17 protein-coding genes are annotated in these 14,555 nt (G+C 67.8%); 10 read left to right on the top strand and 7 right to left on the bottom strand.

Annotation, left to right across the window (positions count from 1 at the left end; all coding sequences use genetic code 11):
- Positions 1-43: 43 nt before the first annotated feature.
- The 5 genes from rfaD to J2Y49_RS03705 all read left to right on the top strand — a co-directional run bounded on the left by rfaD (position 44) and on the right by J2Y49_RS03705 (position 5,042).
- The gene (rfaD, locus tag J2Y49_RS03725) at positions 44-1,030 is read left to right on the top strand and encodes an ADP-glyceromanno-heptose 6-epimerase (protein WP_310112489.1); all 987 of its coding nucleotides are present in this window, start codon (positions 44-46) and stop codon (positions 1,028-1,030) included.
- Positions 1,031-1,041: 11 nt separating this feature from the next.
- Positions 1,042-1,863 carry a prolipoprotein diacylglyceryl transferase gene (lgt, locus tag J2Y49_RS03720; RefSeq protein ID WP_310112488.1) on the top strand — a complete coding sequence of 274 codons (822 nt, stop codon included), beginning with the start codon at positions 1,042-1,044 and terminating at the stop codon, positions 1,861-1,863.
- A 4-nt stretch (positions 1,864-1,867) separates the two neighbouring features.
- Complete coding sequence (locus J2Y49_RS03715) at positions 1,868-3,004, top strand: SAM-dependent methyltransferase (protein WP_310112486.1); 1,137 nt, start codon at positions 1,868-1,870, stop codon at positions 3,002-3,004.
- A gap of 133 nt (positions 3,005-3,137) precedes the next feature.
- Positions 3,138-3,905: a peptidoglycan editing factor PgeF gene (pgeF, locus tag J2Y49_RS03710; protein ID WP_310112484.1), complete on the top strand. Its 768-nt coding sequence runs from the start codon at positions 3,138-3,140 to the stop codon at positions 3,903-3,905.
- 201 nt (positions 3,906-4,106) lie between these two features.
- On the top strand, positions 4,107-5,042 hold the full coding sequence (locus J2Y49_RS03705; RefSeq protein WP_063635101.1) for a ribose-phosphate pyrophosphokinase: 936 nt from the start codon (positions 4,107-4,109) through the stop codon (positions 5,040-5,042).
- A gap of 71 nt (positions 5,043-5,113) precedes the next feature.
- Here the strand turns inward: J2Y49_RS03705 and J2Y49_RS03700 are convergent, their stop codons facing one another.
- A complete protein-coding gene (locus J2Y49_RS03700; RefSeq protein WP_109105773.1) occupies positions 5,114-5,314 on the bottom strand; it encodes a helix-turn-helix transcriptional regulator in 201 nt (66 codons plus the stop codon).
- Between the two features lie 93 nt (positions 5,315-5,407).
- Here J2Y49_RS03700 and J2Y49_RS03695 point away from each other — a divergent pair, with 93 nt between their 5' ends.
- Positions 5,408-6,070: a LexA family transcriptional regulator gene (locus J2Y49_RS03695; protein ID WP_310112479.1), complete on the top strand. Its 663-nt coding sequence runs from the start codon at positions 5,408-5,410 to the stop codon at positions 6,068-6,070.
- Between the two features lie 118 nt (positions 6,071-6,188).
- Positions 6,189-6,512, top strand: coding sequence for a hypothetical protein (locus J2Y49_RS03690; RefSeq protein ID WP_310112477.1), 324 nt, complete (start codon positions 6,189-6,191; stop codon positions 6,510-6,512).
- 7 nt (positions 6,513-6,519) lie between these two features.
- Here the strand turns inward: J2Y49_RS03690 and J2Y49_RS03685 are convergent, their stop codons facing one another.
- Complete coding sequence (locus tag J2Y49_RS03685) at positions 6,520-6,909, bottom strand: carboxymuconolactone decarboxylase family protein (protein WP_194912723.1); 390 nt, start codon at positions 6,907-6,909, stop codon at positions 6,520-6,522.
- Positions 6,910-7,219: 310 nt separating this feature from the next.
- Between J2Y49_RS03685 and J2Y49_RS03680 the strand changes: the two genes are divergently transcribed.
- Positions 7,220-7,975 (top strand): molecular chaperone, encoded by a 756-nt coding sequence (locus J2Y49_RS03680; RefSeq protein ID WP_206692413.1) that lies wholly within the window; start codon positions 7,220-7,222, stop codon positions 7,973-7,975.
- Between the two features lie 188 nt (positions 7,976-8,163).
- Positions 8,164-10,221 carry an ATP-binding protein gene (locus tag J2Y49_RS03675; protein WP_310112473.1) on the top strand — a complete coding sequence of 686 codons (2,058 nt, stop codon included), beginning with the start codon at positions 8,164-8,166 and terminating at the stop codon, positions 10,219-10,221.
- 37 nt (positions 10,222-10,258) lie between these two features.
- Here J2Y49_RS03675 and J2Y49_RS03670 read toward each other — a convergent pair whose 3' ends face one another.
- A complete protein-coding gene (locus J2Y49_RS03670; protein WP_310112472.1) occupies positions 10,259-10,483 on the bottom strand; it encodes a hypothetical protein in 225 nt (74 codons plus the stop codon).
- A gap of 173 nt (positions 10,484-10,656) precedes the next feature.
- Positions 10,657-10,881, bottom strand: a complete 225-nt coding sequence (locus J2Y49_RS03665) for a hypothetical protein (protein ID WP_014248504.1) — start codon at positions 10,879-10,881, stop codon at positions 10,657-10,659.
- 424 nt (positions 10,882-11,305) lie between these two features.
- On the opposite strand from J2Y49_RS03665, the gene J2Y49_RS03660 reads away from it, so the two are divergent.
- Positions 11,306-11,674 (top strand): hypothetical protein, encoded by a 369-nt coding sequence (locus J2Y49_RS03660; RefSeq protein WP_310112470.1) that lies wholly within the window; start codon positions 11,306-11,308, stop codon positions 11,672-11,674.
- A 5-nt stretch (positions 11,675-11,679) separates the two neighbouring features.
- On the opposite strand, the gene J2Y49_RS03655 is transcribed toward J2Y49_RS03660, so the two are convergent.
- Genes J2Y49_RS03655 through J2Y49_RS03645 form a run of 3 tightly spaced genes read right to left on the bottom strand, consistent with a single transcriptional unit; the run spans position 11,680 to position 14,260 of the window.
- The gene (locus J2Y49_RS03655) at positions 11,680-12,612 is read right to left on the bottom strand and encodes an ABC transporter ATP-binding protein (RefSeq protein ID WP_310112468.1); all 933 of its coding nucleotides are present in this window, start codon (positions 12,610-12,612) and stop codon (positions 11,680-11,682) included.
- Positions 12,609-13,592, bottom strand: coding sequence for an HlyD family efflux transporter periplasmic adaptor subunit (locus tag J2Y49_RS03650; RefSeq protein ID WP_310112466.1), 984 nt, complete (start codon positions 13,590-13,592; stop codon positions 12,609-12,611). The genes J2Y49_RS03655 and J2Y49_RS03650 overlap by 4 nt, the downstream gene beginning before the upstream one ends.
- The gene (locus J2Y49_RS03645) at positions 13,589-14,260 is read right to left on the bottom strand and encodes a TetR/AcrR family transcriptional regulator (protein WP_310112463.1); all 672 of its coding nucleotides are present in this window, start codon (positions 14,258-14,260) and stop codon (positions 13,589-13,591) included. The genes J2Y49_RS03650 and J2Y49_RS03645 overlap by 4 nt, the downstream gene beginning before the upstream one ends.
- Positions 14,261-14,555: the final 295 nt, after the last annotated feature.

The following is a 14,555-nucleotide window of genomic DNA, read 5'->3' as shown; positions in this document are numbered from 1 at the left end:
TATAAGTCCCCACGAAACGCGTCGAGCAACAGCGGACAGCGCTATGATCGTGGTCACCGGCGGGGCCGGCTTCATCGGGTCCAACCTTGTCGCGGCATTGGCCGCGCGCGGCATCACCGACGTGGCGGTCGTCGACCGCTTCCGCGACGGCGAAAAGTGGCAGAACCTCGCCAAGCGCGAGGTCGCGACCCTGGTGCCGCCCGAGCAGACGCTCGCCTTCCTCGACCAGCATGCGGCCGAGATCGACACCGTCTTCCATCTCGGCGCCGTGTCCGCCACCACCGAGCGGGATGTGGACAAGATCGTCGCCAACAATGTCGCGCTGACGCTGGACCTGTGGCGCTGGTGTTCCTGGCGCGGTTGCCGGCTGATCTACGCCTCCTCCGCCGCCACCTATGGCGACGGCTCCGCCGGTTTCGACGATGACGGATCCTGCGATGGGCTGGCGCGGCTGCGGCCGCTGAACGCTTATGGCTGGTCCAAGCATCTGGTCGACCGCCGCATCGCCCGCGCCGTCGCCACCGGCGACCTCGTGCCGCCACAATGGGCCGGGCTGAAGTTCTTCAACGTCTACGGCCCCAACGAGACCCACAAGGGCGACATGATGAGCGTGGTCGCCAAGCTGCATCCGCAGCTGACGGCCGGCGATCCGGCGCGCCTGTTCAAGTCGCACAAGGATGGCTTCGAGGATGGCGGCCAGCTTCGCGACTTCATCCATGTCGACGATTGCGTCGCGGTGATGCTGTGGCTGTACGACCATCCCGAGGTCAGCGGCCTGTTCAACGTCGGCACCGGCAAGGCGCGCAGCTTCAAGGATCTGGCGCTGGCGACCTTCGCCGCCCTGGGGCTGCCCCCCCGGATTGAGTACTTCGACATGCCCGAGCATCTGCGCGGCAAATACCAATATTTCACGCAGGCGACGACGGATCGCCTGCGCGCCGCCGGGTTCGACCAGCCCTTCACCGAGCTGGAAGAGGGTGTCCGGCGCTATGTGCAGGATTTCCTGTCGCAGCCCGACCCGTATCGCTGACCGGAGCCCCCATGTTCGCCGCCCTGCCTGTCGTCGCCTTTCCCACCATCGATCCGGTCGCCTTCGCCGTCGGCCCCGTCGTCGTCCGCTGGTACGCGCTGGCCTATCTGGCAGGCTTCGTGCTGGGCTGGCGTTATTGCCTGGGGCTGGCGCGGCTCGACCCCGACCGGCGGCCGAAGCCGGAGGAGTTCGACGACTTCCTGACCTGGGCGGTGATCGGCACCATCCTGGGCGGGCGGCTGGGCTATGTGCTGTTCTACAACCTGCCCTATTATCTGGAAAACCCACTGGACGCGCTGCAGGTGTGGCACGGCGGCATGTCCTTCCATGGCGGCATGGTCGGCGTGCTGATGGCCATCGGGCTGTTCTGCTGGCGCCGCGGCATCTCGCCCTTCGTCTTCGGCGACATCATCGCCGCCTGCACACCCATCGGGCTGTTCTTCGGCCGCATCGCCAACTTCATCAATGGCGAGCTCTATGGCCGGCCGGCTCCCGACTTCGCCTATGCCATGGTGTTCCCGCGCGATCCGCTCCAGGTGCCGCGCCACCCCAGCCAGCTTTACGAAGCGGCGCTGGAGGGGCTGGTGCTGTTCGTGCTGCTGGCGATCGCCATCCGCAGCCCGGCGCTGCGCCACCGGCCGGGCACGGTCGGCGGGCTGTTCCTGATCGGCTACGGCCTGTCGCGCATCATCGTCGAGTTCTTCCGCGAGCCCGATCCGCAGTTGGGCTTCCTGTTCGCCGGCGCCACGATGGGACAGCTGCTGTCGCTGCCGATGGTCGCGGTCGGCCTGTGGCTGGTCCTGCGCAGCCGGCGCCACGCCATCCCGGCCTGACGCCATGGCGGACGAAAGCGCCGGTTCGGACACGCTGGCCCATCTGCTGGCCCGCCGCATCCTGATGGACGGCCCGATCAGCGTCGGCGCCTTCATGGCGGAAGCGCTGGGTCACCCGCGCCTTGGCTATTACATCCGCCAGGACCCGTTCGGCAGCGGCGGCGACTTCACCACCGCGCCGGAAATCAGCCAGATGTTCGGCGAGCTGGTCGGGCTGTGGTGCGTCGACAGCTGGGCGCGGCTGGGCGGCCCCGGCCCCTTCCATCTGGTGGAGCTCGGTCCCGGCCGCGGGACGCTGATGGCCGACGCGCTGCGGGCAGCGGCCGTGCTGCCGCTGTTCCGCGACAACGCGACGGTTCATCTGGTGGAGACCAGCCCGGCCCTGCGCGAGCGCCAGCGCCGGACGCTGCAGCCCATCCTTGGCGATGCCATCCAGTGGCACGACCGGCTGGAGGATGTGCCGGACGGCCCGACCATCCTGATCGCCAACGAATTCTTCGACGCCCTCCCCATCCGTCAGGTGCAGAAGACCAGCCATGGCTGGTTCGAGCGTCTGGTCGATGTCGAGCCCGACAGCACCGAATCCGATCCGCACTTCCGATTCGTGCTGGAGGCGTTCGGCAGTTCCGGCAGCCGGCTGGTGCCCGACGCCCTCCGCGATGCGCCCGACGGCAGCGTGGTCGAGGTCTCTCCCGCCTCGCAGGCGGTGGCGCGGTTGATCGGCGCCCGGCTGGCCGCCGCCCCCGGCGCCGCTCTGGCGATCGACTATGGCTATGCCCAGGGCCCCGCGGTGGGCGACACGCTGCAGGCGCTGCGCCGCCACGCCTTCGCCCCGGTGCTGGAGGCGCCTGGCGAGGCCGACCTGACCGCGCATGTCGATTTCGCCAGCATCGCCGCCGCCGCGCGGGAAGGGGGAGCCCAATCCTTCGGCCCGGTCGAGCAGGGGGAATGGCTGACCCGCCTGGGCATCCACCAACGGGCGTCCTCCCTGATGGCCAAGGCTACCCCGGCCCAGGCCAAGGATATCCAAAGCGCGATGGACCGCTTGATCGATCCTGCGCAAATGGGCAGGCTGTTCAAGCTGGTCGCGCTGGCCACGCCCGGAGCCTTCGCCGACGCCTCCCCGCCGGCAGGCTTCTGACGGCCGAGCGCAGACAACCGGTTAGGGACAAGAGCACCGGAACCGCCATCGAGACAAACCGGGCGGACCGTGCATCGCGGCCCCCTGCCCTGTTGGGCAAGCGGGAGCCACAGAACAGGGAAGGACGGCGTTCGTGATCACACTCGGCGCGCTGAACGACATCACCCATATCCGCCACGCCTTTTTCACCCGCACCGGCGGGGTGTCCACCGGGCTGTACGCCTCGCTGAATTGCGGGCTGGGGTCCAACGACTCAACCGCGGCGGTGCACGAGAACCGCGCCCGCGCCGCGGCACGGATGGAGGTGACGCCCGAAAACCTCGTCACCTGCCATCAGGTCCACAGCCCGACCTGCGTGGTGGTGGAGGAGCCTTGGACGCCGGAGGCGGCACCCAAGGCCGACGCTATGGCAACCCGGAGTCCGGGGATCGCGCTCGGCATCCTGACCGCCGATTGCGCGCCCGTGCTGTTCGCCGACAGCAAGGCCCGCGTGATCGGTGCGGCCCATGCCGGCTGGAAGGGCGCCCGGGCCGGCGTGATCGAGGCGACCGTCGCCCGCATGGTGGAGCTGGGCGCCAAGCCGAACCGGATCGTCGCCTGCATCGGCCCCTGCATCGCCCAGCGCTCATACGAGGTGGGGCCGGAATTCCCCGCCCCGTTCGAGGAGGAGGACCCGCGCAACCGCGACTATTTCGCCCCCGCCCGCAAGCCCGGCCATTTCCTGTTCGATCTGGCCGCCTACGTCACCCGGCGGCTGGGCGACTCCGGCGTCACGGTGATCCAGCGCTGCCCCAACGACACGGTGGCGGAGGAGGACCGCTTTTTCAGCTACCGCCGCTCCTGCCTTCGGGGTGAGCCGGATTATGGCCGAGGCCTTTCGGCCATCGTCCTGCAGAACTGAAACGGCCCGAACGGGCGGCCATCGCGCAACGGTCATGCCGCCCGCGCAGGGCGGCATTCCCCAATGGGGAAAGATGCCACCGTCATCGAACGTTTACATGGGCACGACCCTTTGTTATGGTCCGCCCCGTTTTCAAGGGGCGCCGGCGCGCAAGCGGCGAACGTGCCTTGAGCCGTATCCCTGCAAAGAGAGCCGACCCCGATGAAGGTGCTTGCCGGCAACAGCAACCGTCCGCTGGCCGAGGCGATCTCCACCTGTCTCGGCGTGCCGCTGACGAAAGCGAGCGTGCGCCGTTTCTCCGACATGGAGGTGTTCGTCGAGATCCTGGAGAACGTGCGCGGCGAGGACGTGTTCGTCGTCCAGTCGACCTCGTTCCCGGCCAACGACAACCTGATGGAACTGCTGGTGACGATCGACGCGCTTCGGCGCGGGTCGGCCCGGCGCATCACGGCGGTCATCCCCTATTACGGCTATGCTCGGCAGGATCGCAAGACCGGCCCGCGCACGCCGATCTCGGCCAAGCTGGTCGCCAACCTGATCACCCAGGCCGGCGCCAACCGCGTGCTGACGATGGACCTGCACGCCGGCCAGATCCAGGGCTTCTTCGACATCCCCACCGACAACCTGATGGCCGCTCCGGTCTTCGAGAAGGACATCCGCCAGTCCTTCGAGAGCATCGACGAGATCACCATCGTGTCGCCGGACGTCGGTGGCGTGGTGCGCGCCCGCGCCCTGGCCAAGCGCCTGGACGCCGATCTGGCGATCATCGACAAGCGGCGTGAACGCGCCGGCGTGTCGGAGGTGATGAACATCATCGGCGACGCCAATGGCCGTCGCTGCATCCTCATCGACGACATCGTCGACTCGGGCGGCACGCTGTGCAATGCCGCCGTCGCGCTGATGGAAGCCGGCGCCAAGTCGGTCCATGCCTTCTGCACCCACGGCGTCCTGTCCGGCGGTGCGGTCGCTCGCGTCGCCGTCTCTCCGCTGGAACAGTTGGTCACCACCGACAGCATCCAGGCGACCGAAGCGGTCCGCGTGTCGCGCAACATCCGCCAGTTGACCATCGCCCCCCTGCTCGCCGAAGCGATCATGCGCATCAGCGAAGAGCGGTCGGTGTCGAGCCTGTTCTCGTAACGAGCGGCAGTTTCACGGAAAAGGCCCTTTCCCGGTGGGAAGGGGCCTTTTTTGTTGCGCGCGTCTTGCCCTCAGCCCTCCCCCGCCAGCCCGTGGAAGTCGTTCGCCGTCACCTGCCCGCCGGTCGCTGCGGCAATGCGTGCCATCACTGCCGGACGGGGAACCCGGCGGCCGTGGCGGTAGCGGTTGACCGTGGCCTGACTCGTCCCGATCAGGGCGGCAAAGGCCTCTTCCTTGGTTGCGGTCCGGGTGAGCCAGTCATCGAGCGTCATACCGCAATGGTTTAGACCAGGCCGGCTTCTGCGCGCAACCGGATTTATTCCGCAGCGTTGGACTTTCCAAAGCCGTTTTGGTATGAACGGTCCATGACCACCATGCGTGAACTGCGGCAGGCCGCCGGGCTGAGCCAGGAGAAGCTGGCCGAACTGGCCGGCACCTCCCAGCCCCAGATCAACAAGCTGGAGACCGGCCAGCGCAAGATGACCGTCGATTGGGCGGTCAAGCTCGCCCAGCCGCTGGGCGTGGAGCCGGCGGTGCTGCTCGGCCTCGACCTGCCGGCCGCCCCCGTGACGGCGCGCCCGGCACGGCCCGCGATGCCGGCGCTGCTGCGAACGCCGCCGGCCGGGGCGCAGCAGGTCCAAGCGGCCGCATCCATGCCGGTACGGGCCGCGGCGCGCGGCGGGGTGGACCAGGAGATGTTCCTGGAGGACGGGCCGATCGACTGGATCGCCCGTCCCGACTATCTAAAGAACGCCCGCGATCCCTACGCCATGTATGTCGTCGGCGAATCGATGATGCCACGATTTCGGCCGGCACAGCTGCTGCACGTCAACCCGCACAAGCCACCGGCGCCGGGGGCCGGGGTGGTGGTGGTCAAGCGCAACAAGGCGGTGCTGGTGAAGGAGTTCGTGCGCCGCGGCCCCGAGGCGGTGGTGCTGCGCGAATATCAGCCTGCGGACCGCGAGTTCGCCGTTCCGCTGGAGGATCTCGACACCTTGCACACCGTCGTGGGGCTGCAGGAGCCCTGAGGCTATACCGATCCGGTATCGGTATTCAATGGCCCTTATAATCCAATATGGATTATTCCTTCGCTGCACGGACCGCCGGACATGCCCGGTGCGCCGCCCCAGCCAAGGAGAAACGGCCATGCCCCAGCTTTATCCCCGCTTCCATCCCGGCCCGTCCGCCGGGCGGCTCGACAGCTTCAGCGAGCGCGGCGCCCACGAGCTGGCCCGCCGCATCCGGGCCGCCTGGGCGAAGATCGGCTGGGACGTGGAGGTGCACGTGGAACGCATTGCCAGCGAGGAGCTGGGCGACGGGCGCAGCATCGCCCATTTCACCGTCCGCAGCGACCTGATCAACGGCTTGCCGCAACGTCGTCTGGAGCGGTGCCAGAAACAGCAGATCGAGCAGCAGGTTGGACAGCGACCGGACAAGGCGGCGGCCCAGCCGCAGAAGCGGGCCGCTTGACGCCGCTTCACTTCAGCCGCTCGTCCAGTTCCACCTGATAGCCGACGGCGAGGCGATTGGTCTCGTTCGCCATTCCCACCACCGCCATCAGTTCGCCGAACTGCGCGTCGGTCATGCCCAGCCGGCGCGCCGCCGCCTCGTGCGAGCGGATGCAGTACTGGCAGTTGTTGGTCACGCTGACCGCGACGAAGATCATCTCCTTCATCAGCGGATCCAGCGCGCCGGGGGCCATCACCTCCTTCAGGCTGTCCCAGGTCCGCGCCAGCGTCGGCGGATGATGGGCGATCACCTTCCAGAAATTGTTCACGTCCGGGACATTGCGCGTCGCCTTGATGTCGTCGTAGACGGCGCGCACCTCCGGTTCGGCGTCGGCCTGTTCGATGAGGGGAAGCGGCATGGCGGGCAGGCTCCTGCACGGGGATTGGAATCCGTCGATATGGCCGGACATCGCGCCGCAAGGCAACCGCCGGTCTATTCCCGCCGCCGTCCGGTTCATGCCCATCGGCCGCGTTGACCATGGATCGTCCCGCTGGTAGTAAAGACTACGAACAAGATCGCGCAAACGTTCGGGCCGCCGATCGGCCGCCGACGGTACCAAGCCAAGAAGCCGACAAGACACGAAGCCCATTCGTGCAACGTTCCCATGCGGCCCGGTTCCGGCACACGCCCGGTCAGGCCCGACAGCCGGGAGGAACAGCGTGGAGAGCATGGTTCTCGAAACGGCCGAGCGTCTTGGAGCGGCCAACTCCCCAGCCGCCGCCCGGGAAGACGCGGGCCTCCGCATCTCGGCCGAGGCCCTGCGCCGCCTCGCTCATTTCCATGCGGAGGAGCCGACGCCGGCTCTGTTGACGGCACTGCGCCAGAGCCCGGTAGGCCGCGGTCCGCTTACGCTCGACCGCGACGACGCCCTTCAGGCCGCCGCCCTGGTGGACGAGGTGGTGAGCGATCTGCCCGAACGGATCACCCGCCGCTGTCTCGCCCCTCTGGCCGCCGATTTCACCGCCATCCACCACGGCGAGGACCTGCGCGCCTGCCCAATGGAAGGGCCGTGGATGGACGAGCGGGTCCGGGCCGAGGCCGCCGCCTCGCTCCAGCGCTGGCGGACCGGGCTGGAGACGGAACTTCGCCGCCCGCCGTTCGACCGGCTGCCCGACGACCATGTCGCGGTGGAACTGGCGTTGCTGGCCACCCTGCTCGACCGCGGCCAGGCCGCCGACGCGGTCCGGTTCCTCGACCGCCATCCGTTGCGTTGGGTGCCGAATTTCTGCAGCCGGGTCGCCACCCGCTGCCGGGAGCCCTTCTTCGCCGGCATCGCCATCCTGACCAACGCCCATCTCGACCATCTGCGCGACCGGCTGGGCGCCGTCTGCAACATGCCGCGTTCCGGCGAGGACGAGGCCGACATCCGCCGTCGCCGCTGGACCGAGGGGCGGTTCCCGCGCGCCTGCACCTGCGAATCGTAAGGCCGGACCAGCCGGAAGTCGGAATTGCCCCGGCTTCAGTGCATCGTCCAAGGTGATAGGGGCGGCGTCCCCGTGGCCGTCCCGCTCCTTTTTCCCAACAGTGGATGGCAATGCCCTTTCGCAGCCCCGAAAGCCGGACCGATCGCAGAGGGTCCCTGCGGCTGCTTCGCCTCCTGCTGGCGGTGTCGGTGGCCTTGCCGCTTGTGCTGTTCGCCGGCATCGGATGGCGCGAGCGGGGCGAGGCCCAGGAAGAGGCCGAACGGAGCAGCCGCAAGAACGCGCTGATTCTGCACGAACATGTGCTGAAGGTGTTCGACACCATGGCGCAGGTTCTGGACCGGGTGGACGAGCGCGTCCACGGCCGAAGCTGGCGCGAGATCGGCGAATCGGAGTCGCTGCACCGCTATCTGCGGACCCTGGTGGGAGAGCTGGACCAGGTCGGCGCCATCGGTCTGACCGATTCCACCGGTACCGTGCGCAATTCCAGCCGCGTCTTCCCGTCGCGCAACAGCTACATCGGAGATCGCGCCGATTTCCGGGAACAGCGGGAGAGCGACGCCGGCCTGCTCATCGCCGGACCGATCGCGGATGCAGCCACTGGCAAGGCCACCTTCGGCATCAGCCGGCGCCGCAGCGGCCCCGGCGGTCCCGACGGCAACTTCGACGGGATCATCGCCGCCATCGTCAATCCCGATTATTTCTTCAGCTTCTATCAGCAGGTCATCGGCGCCGAAGGCGAATCCATCTCGCTGATCCGCGACGACGGCGTGATCCTGATGCGCTACCCGCCGTTGGAAGGGCGGCAAGGGCCGGCGGCGCTCCCCACCCTGCCGCCCGACCGCGGGCTGCGCGGCGAAATCCGCAAGCAGCCGGTCGAAGGGCTGTTCCGCACCGACGTCAGCCATGTGCAAGGTCTGGAGCGCGTGTTCGCCTACAAACGGGTCGGCGATTTCCCGGTCTATGTCGTCTACGGGCTGGATCAGTCGCAGATCACCCGGTCCTGGTGGCGCAACATGGCGCTGGACGGCGCCTTCGTCGCCCCGGCCACACTGGCGCTCGCACTGATCGCCTGGCTGGCCTACAGCCGTGCCGCCTCCGAGAATGCGGCGGTGCGCCGCTGGGCGGAGGAGGTGCGCAACCGCGAAAGGCTGGAGGAGGCCCTGCGCCAGAGCCAGAAGATGGAGGCGCTGGGCCAGCTGACCGGCGGGGTCGCCCATGATTTCAACAATCTGCTGACCGCGGCGATGGCCAACATGCATCTGCTGGGCCGCCATCTGCCACCGGAGGGGCAGCGTTTCCTGACGGGTGCCAACACCGCGCTGGAGCGGGCGGAGAAGCTGACCCGCCAATTGCTGTCCTTCTCGCGCCAGGACGCGGTGAATCCGACCGTGGTCGATCTGGGTGACAGCCTGCGCCGGATGGGCGACCTGCTGGAACGGTCGGTCCGGGCCGACGTCGCGCTGGAATGGGACATCGCGCCCGTGCCGATGGCGGTCGCCGTCGATTCCGTCCAGCTGGAAATGGCGGTGCTGAACCTGGTTCTGAACGCCCGCGACGCCATGCCCGGCGGCGGGCGGATCCGCATAGCCGCGTCGCCCGGACCGGAACCGCGCAGCGTGCGCATCGAGGTATCGGACACCGGGGCCGGCATGCCGCCGGAGGTGATCGCCCGCGCCTTCGATCCCTTCTTCACCACCAAGGGCGTCGGCAAGGGCACCGGGCTCGGCCTTTCGATGGTCTATGGCTTCGCCCGCCAGTCCGGCGGCAATGCCTCCATCGACAGCCGGCCGGGCGAAGGCACGCGCGTCCGCATCGACCTGCCGCTGACCGAAATGAGGCCGCCGGAACCGGTCCCCGCCCCCACTGCGCCGGTGGCCGATCACCGCCCGCTGCGCATCCTGGTGGTGGAGGACAATCCCCTGGTCCTGATGGCGACGGTGGAAGGGCTGACCCAGGAGGGCTTCACCGTGGAGACCGCCGAAGACGGCGTGGCGGCACTGGAACTGCTGGAAACCGACCGCGACTTCGACTTGGTCGTGTCGGACGTGGTCATGCCCCGCGGCGTATCCGGCATCGACCTGGCACGGCACATCCGCGAACGCTGGCCGCAGCTGCGCGTCCTGCTGGCATCCGGCTACAGCCCGGAATCGCTGGCGACCATGGGGGCGGACACGGCATCGGTGCTTGCCAAGCCCTTCACCCCCGACCAGCTGGCCGTGCGCATCAGGTCCCTGGCCGGAGTATAGTTCGATGCTCAGATCCGGAGGCTGCCGCCTGTCGGGATCAGGTCAGGGCGCTGACGAACATCGGCGTCCACATCGCCATGCACCAGACGAGGCCCAGGCAAAGGCCGCGGGTGAAGTCGTCGAAGGTCGGCTGTTCCAGGCGGTGCAGCTTCCACATCGCGTTCACGTCGCCGGGCGTCGGGGTGGCGTCATCCGCGGCGTTGGGGGTGTCGGTGGGTTCACGGCTTGCTGCTGCGCGCCGATCGGGATCGCGTGACGGCATGGCTGGGCCTCGCATCGATAGCGGAATGCCCAGGAAGTTTGTGCCCGCCGCCGCTGCCGGCCACCCTTTCTTCCGTCATCGGTGGAATTTTATCGACATACGAAAAAAGGCCGCCACCCGCTGGACGGATGGGGCCTTTCCTCAGAGGATCCGGCCAAATCGGCCGGATGCGTTCACTTGCCGGGACGAATCACCGGGGTGAGCTGGTCGCCCCAGTTGCCGGCTTCGTTGTGATAACGGGCGGTGCGCATCAGCTCCACCGTCACGCCGGCCTCGACCGCCTTGACGACGGCGTCGTTCAGACGGTGCAGGTTGTTGGCCACGATGCGGATGGCGCTTTCCTGTTCCGGAGTCATCTCCGAACGGTCATCCGGCGGCGCGTCCTTGAATCCCGACATGCGTTGTTCCTTCCCCTGGATTGGGACCGCCCCGGCGGGACCGGCAGCGGTCCAGTACTTGGTCATGATCTTGCCCGGCGTCCGGTGCCGGTTTTCATCATGTACCATATCATGTGCGCCGCGACAAAGTTCCCGACGCGCCAAACGCTTGCGACCATTGGCCTCTTGCAACCCGCAAACTGCCCTGTGGTACCTCCGGGCCGAAGGTGCGGCTGATACGCTGAGGATGTTTATCGCAAACAGTGAATGGTTGCTAACCGTCATTACCGGAATGCAATCGAAAAGCACTAAAAGTTTCTTTCTCACAGCGGGAATAAACAGTCGTTTAGCGTCCTACTTACTTTTGGATTAACTCAGCTGTTGACGCCCTTCGATTGCAATGCCCAAACTTAGACACAAACTTGTTTTCCCCACGGAGATCATCTTGAAGAACATCGCCGCCAAGGCCCTGCTGGTTGCGTCCTCGCTGTTCCTGATGCACGGCGCGGCACTCGCCGGCCAGCAGGACTTCACGATCGTCAACAAGACCGGCTACCCGCTGAAGCACGTCTACGTGTCCGAGAACAACAACAACAGCTGGGATGAAGACATCCTCGGCCGTGATGTCCTGAACGACGGCGAGTACTTCGAGGTCGCCTTCGCCAAGGCCGAGAAGACTTGCAAGTGGGACATGAAGGTCGTGTATGACGACGGCGAGTCGGCGGTTTGGGACGGGCTGAACCTGTGCCAGATCTCCAAGCTGACGCTGAAGTGGAACAAGAACACCGGCGTCACCTCGGCCCAGACCGAGTAAGTTCCTCAGCGGAAGTTGTCGGTGCTGCGGTTCATCAGGTGGATGAAGACGTCTTCCAACGTCGGGTCCGTCGCGGTGATCCGCAGATCCGGCCGTCCGGCCCAGGGGGCCAGTGCCCGGTCGAGGGCGACGGCGTCAGTGCCGCTGACATGCAGTCGGCTGCCGAAGACGGCCACCATCTCCACCCCTGGCTGGCCTTCCAGCGTCTCAGCGATGCGGTGCAGACCTTCGCCCGCGACCAGACGGGTGTGCAGGCCCGAATCGGCGACGACCTGCTCCACCGTGCCGTGGGCCATCATCGTGCCATAGGCGATGTAGGCGATGCGATGGCAGCGCTCCGCCTCGTCCATGTAATGGGTGCTGACCAGCACGGTCAGCCCTTCCCCGGCCAACCGGTGGATCTCGTCCCAGAACTCCCGACGCGCCTTGGGATCGACGCCGGCGGTCGGCTCGTCGAGAAGCAGAAGCTTCGGCTCGTGCAGGATGCAGGCGGCAAGCGCGAGGCGCTGTTTCCAGCCGCCCGACAGTTCCCCCGCCAACTGCGTGCGGCGGTTGGACAGCCCCAGCCTGTCCAGCGCATCGGCCACCCGGCGCCGCCGGTCGGGCAGGCCGTACATGCGGGCGACGAAATCCAGATTCTCGGCGATGCTCAAATCCTCCCAGAAGCTGAACTTCTGGGTCATGTAGCCGACCTGCCGCTTGATCTCCGCACTCTGCCGCCGGATATCGAGACCGAGGCAGGTCCCCTCGCCCGCATCCGCGGTCAGCAGCCCGCACAACAGGCGGATCGTCGTGGTCTTGCCCGACCCGTTGGGACCGAGAAAGCCATAGATCTCGCCGGTCTCCACCCGGATCGACACATCATCGACCACGGTCTTGGTGCCGAACCGCTTCACCAGCCCGCGCACATCGATGGCGGGAGGGGCCTCCGCCGTCATTGCGGCCTCTCCACCGGCCCGACATCCGCGGGCCAGACATCCACGGGCAGCCCCGGATTCAGCGGCCTCCCCGGCACCGCCTCCACCCGGAAGACCAGCTTTTCGCGGCTGCCGACGCTGTAGATCACCGGCGGGGTGTATTCCGCCTGGGAGGCGATGCGCGTGACCCGCGCCGACAGGCCGGGCGGGCAGCCGTCGCAGCGCACCGACAGCACCGTGCCCGGCGCCACCGCCGCCATGGCGGTTTCGGGAACGAACAGCACCAGCTTCACCCGCTCCGGCGGCAGCAGCGACACCACCGGGGAACCCGCCGGCACCCATTCGCCCGGGTTGTAGAGCGTGTCGTCCACCAGCGCCGCGACCGGGGCGGCGGGCGCGAGATCGGCCAGCCGGCGCTCCGCCTGGGCCAGCGCCGCTTCGGCCTGGGACACCGCCTCGTCGGCGGCGCGCAATTGCTCGGGCCGGGCGGGCAGCGCTGCGACCGCCAATTGCGCGTCGGCCTCCGCCAACTGGCCGCGGTCGCGGTCGTAAGCGGCGCGCGCCTGATCAAGCTTGTCGGGGGAGGTGACCTTGCGGGCGACTAGTGCCTGCTGGCGGGCCAGTTCGGCGGAGGAATAGCGCAGGGCTGCCTCCGCCCGCGCCTTTTGGGCGGTCAGCACCGCCACTTCCTGTGGCCGCTTGCCGGTGGCGAGGTCGGCACGCTGGGCCCGCGCCTGGGCCAGTACCGCGGCCAGCCGGTCGCGCTCCGCATTGGCCGTGGCACGGTCGATGGCGAACAGGGGCGCCCCTGCCGCCACCTGTGCGCCGCGGACCACCGACAGGCTTTCCAAGGTTCCGGCACTGGGGGCGGCGATGCGCAGATACTCCCCCTCGGCATAGCCGTGGGCGAGCGGTGGCGGCCCGTCGGCGCCGAAAGGAAGCCCCAGCGCCAGCGCGAAGGCTGCCAGTCCATCCACGAGACCGGCCAGGATACCGCTCATGGCGTCGTCTCCCCCGCATCCCGCAACAGCACCCGGCCCAGGTTGTCGATGTGCGTCTCCACCAGTGCCGGCACGTCCAGCGGCGGTTCGCCGTCCAGCCCGTCGAAGGAGGTGCGCCAGACCGCGCTCATCAGCAGCGGGGCGACGATCAGGCGGACGGTGGGATCGACGTCCACCGGACGGAACTCCCCGCTCGCGATCCCCCGCTGCAGCAGCGAAGCCAGCACGCCGAAGGCGCGGCGGATCACCTCGCGGTGGTAGAAGGCGGCAAGATCCGGGAAATTGCCGGCCTCGGCGATCACCAGCCGCGGGATGGTGGCCGCACGCGTGGTCGCGACCAGATGCGCCACCATGCGCAGCAGCCGTTCCAGCACCGGAAAGCACGGCCCCGCAGCGGCGGCGGCCATGGCTTCGGCCTGCTCCAGATTGGGCAGGATGGCGGCGCGGATCACCGCCTTGAACAGCTCGTCCTTGCTGGGGAAGTAGAGATAGAGCGTCCCCTTGCTGACGCCGGCGCGAGCCGCCACCTCCTCCAGCCTCGCGGCGGCAAAGCCGCGTTCGGCGAAGACATCCATCGCCGCGGCGACGATCTCCTGCGGACGGGCGTCCTTGCGGCGGCGCCAGCGCGGCAGGGCCTCCGGTTCGGTACGGGGAGCGCGGTCGGGCATGGTGCAGCCCTCTTCATAACTGACTGGTCAGTTATTAACATGAAGGCGTCGTGCCACCAATGGCTAAGCCCATTGTGCAACGCAACAGGATCTATGCAAAAGGTCTTGCCTTTCGGCGAGTAGTCACAGACACTTTCCACCGGTCGGCAGCGTGCGAACGGGCCGCAGCCAAGCCCGGTCCGCCGAATGGGCGCCGAGACCCGGGCACCAACAAAAACAGGGCACGAACAGCGCGGCCGGACCAACGGTCGCCGCGGTTTTCGGGAGGGGCGGATCAAGGCGCTGACGCCAGGAC

The organism is Azospirillum sp. BE72 (genome assembly GCF_031455875.1).
Lineage (GTDB): Bacteria > Pseudomonadota > Alphaproteobacteria > Azospirillales > Azospirillaceae > Azospirillum.
This window is presented reverse-complemented; position numbering and strand designations above follow the sequence as displayed.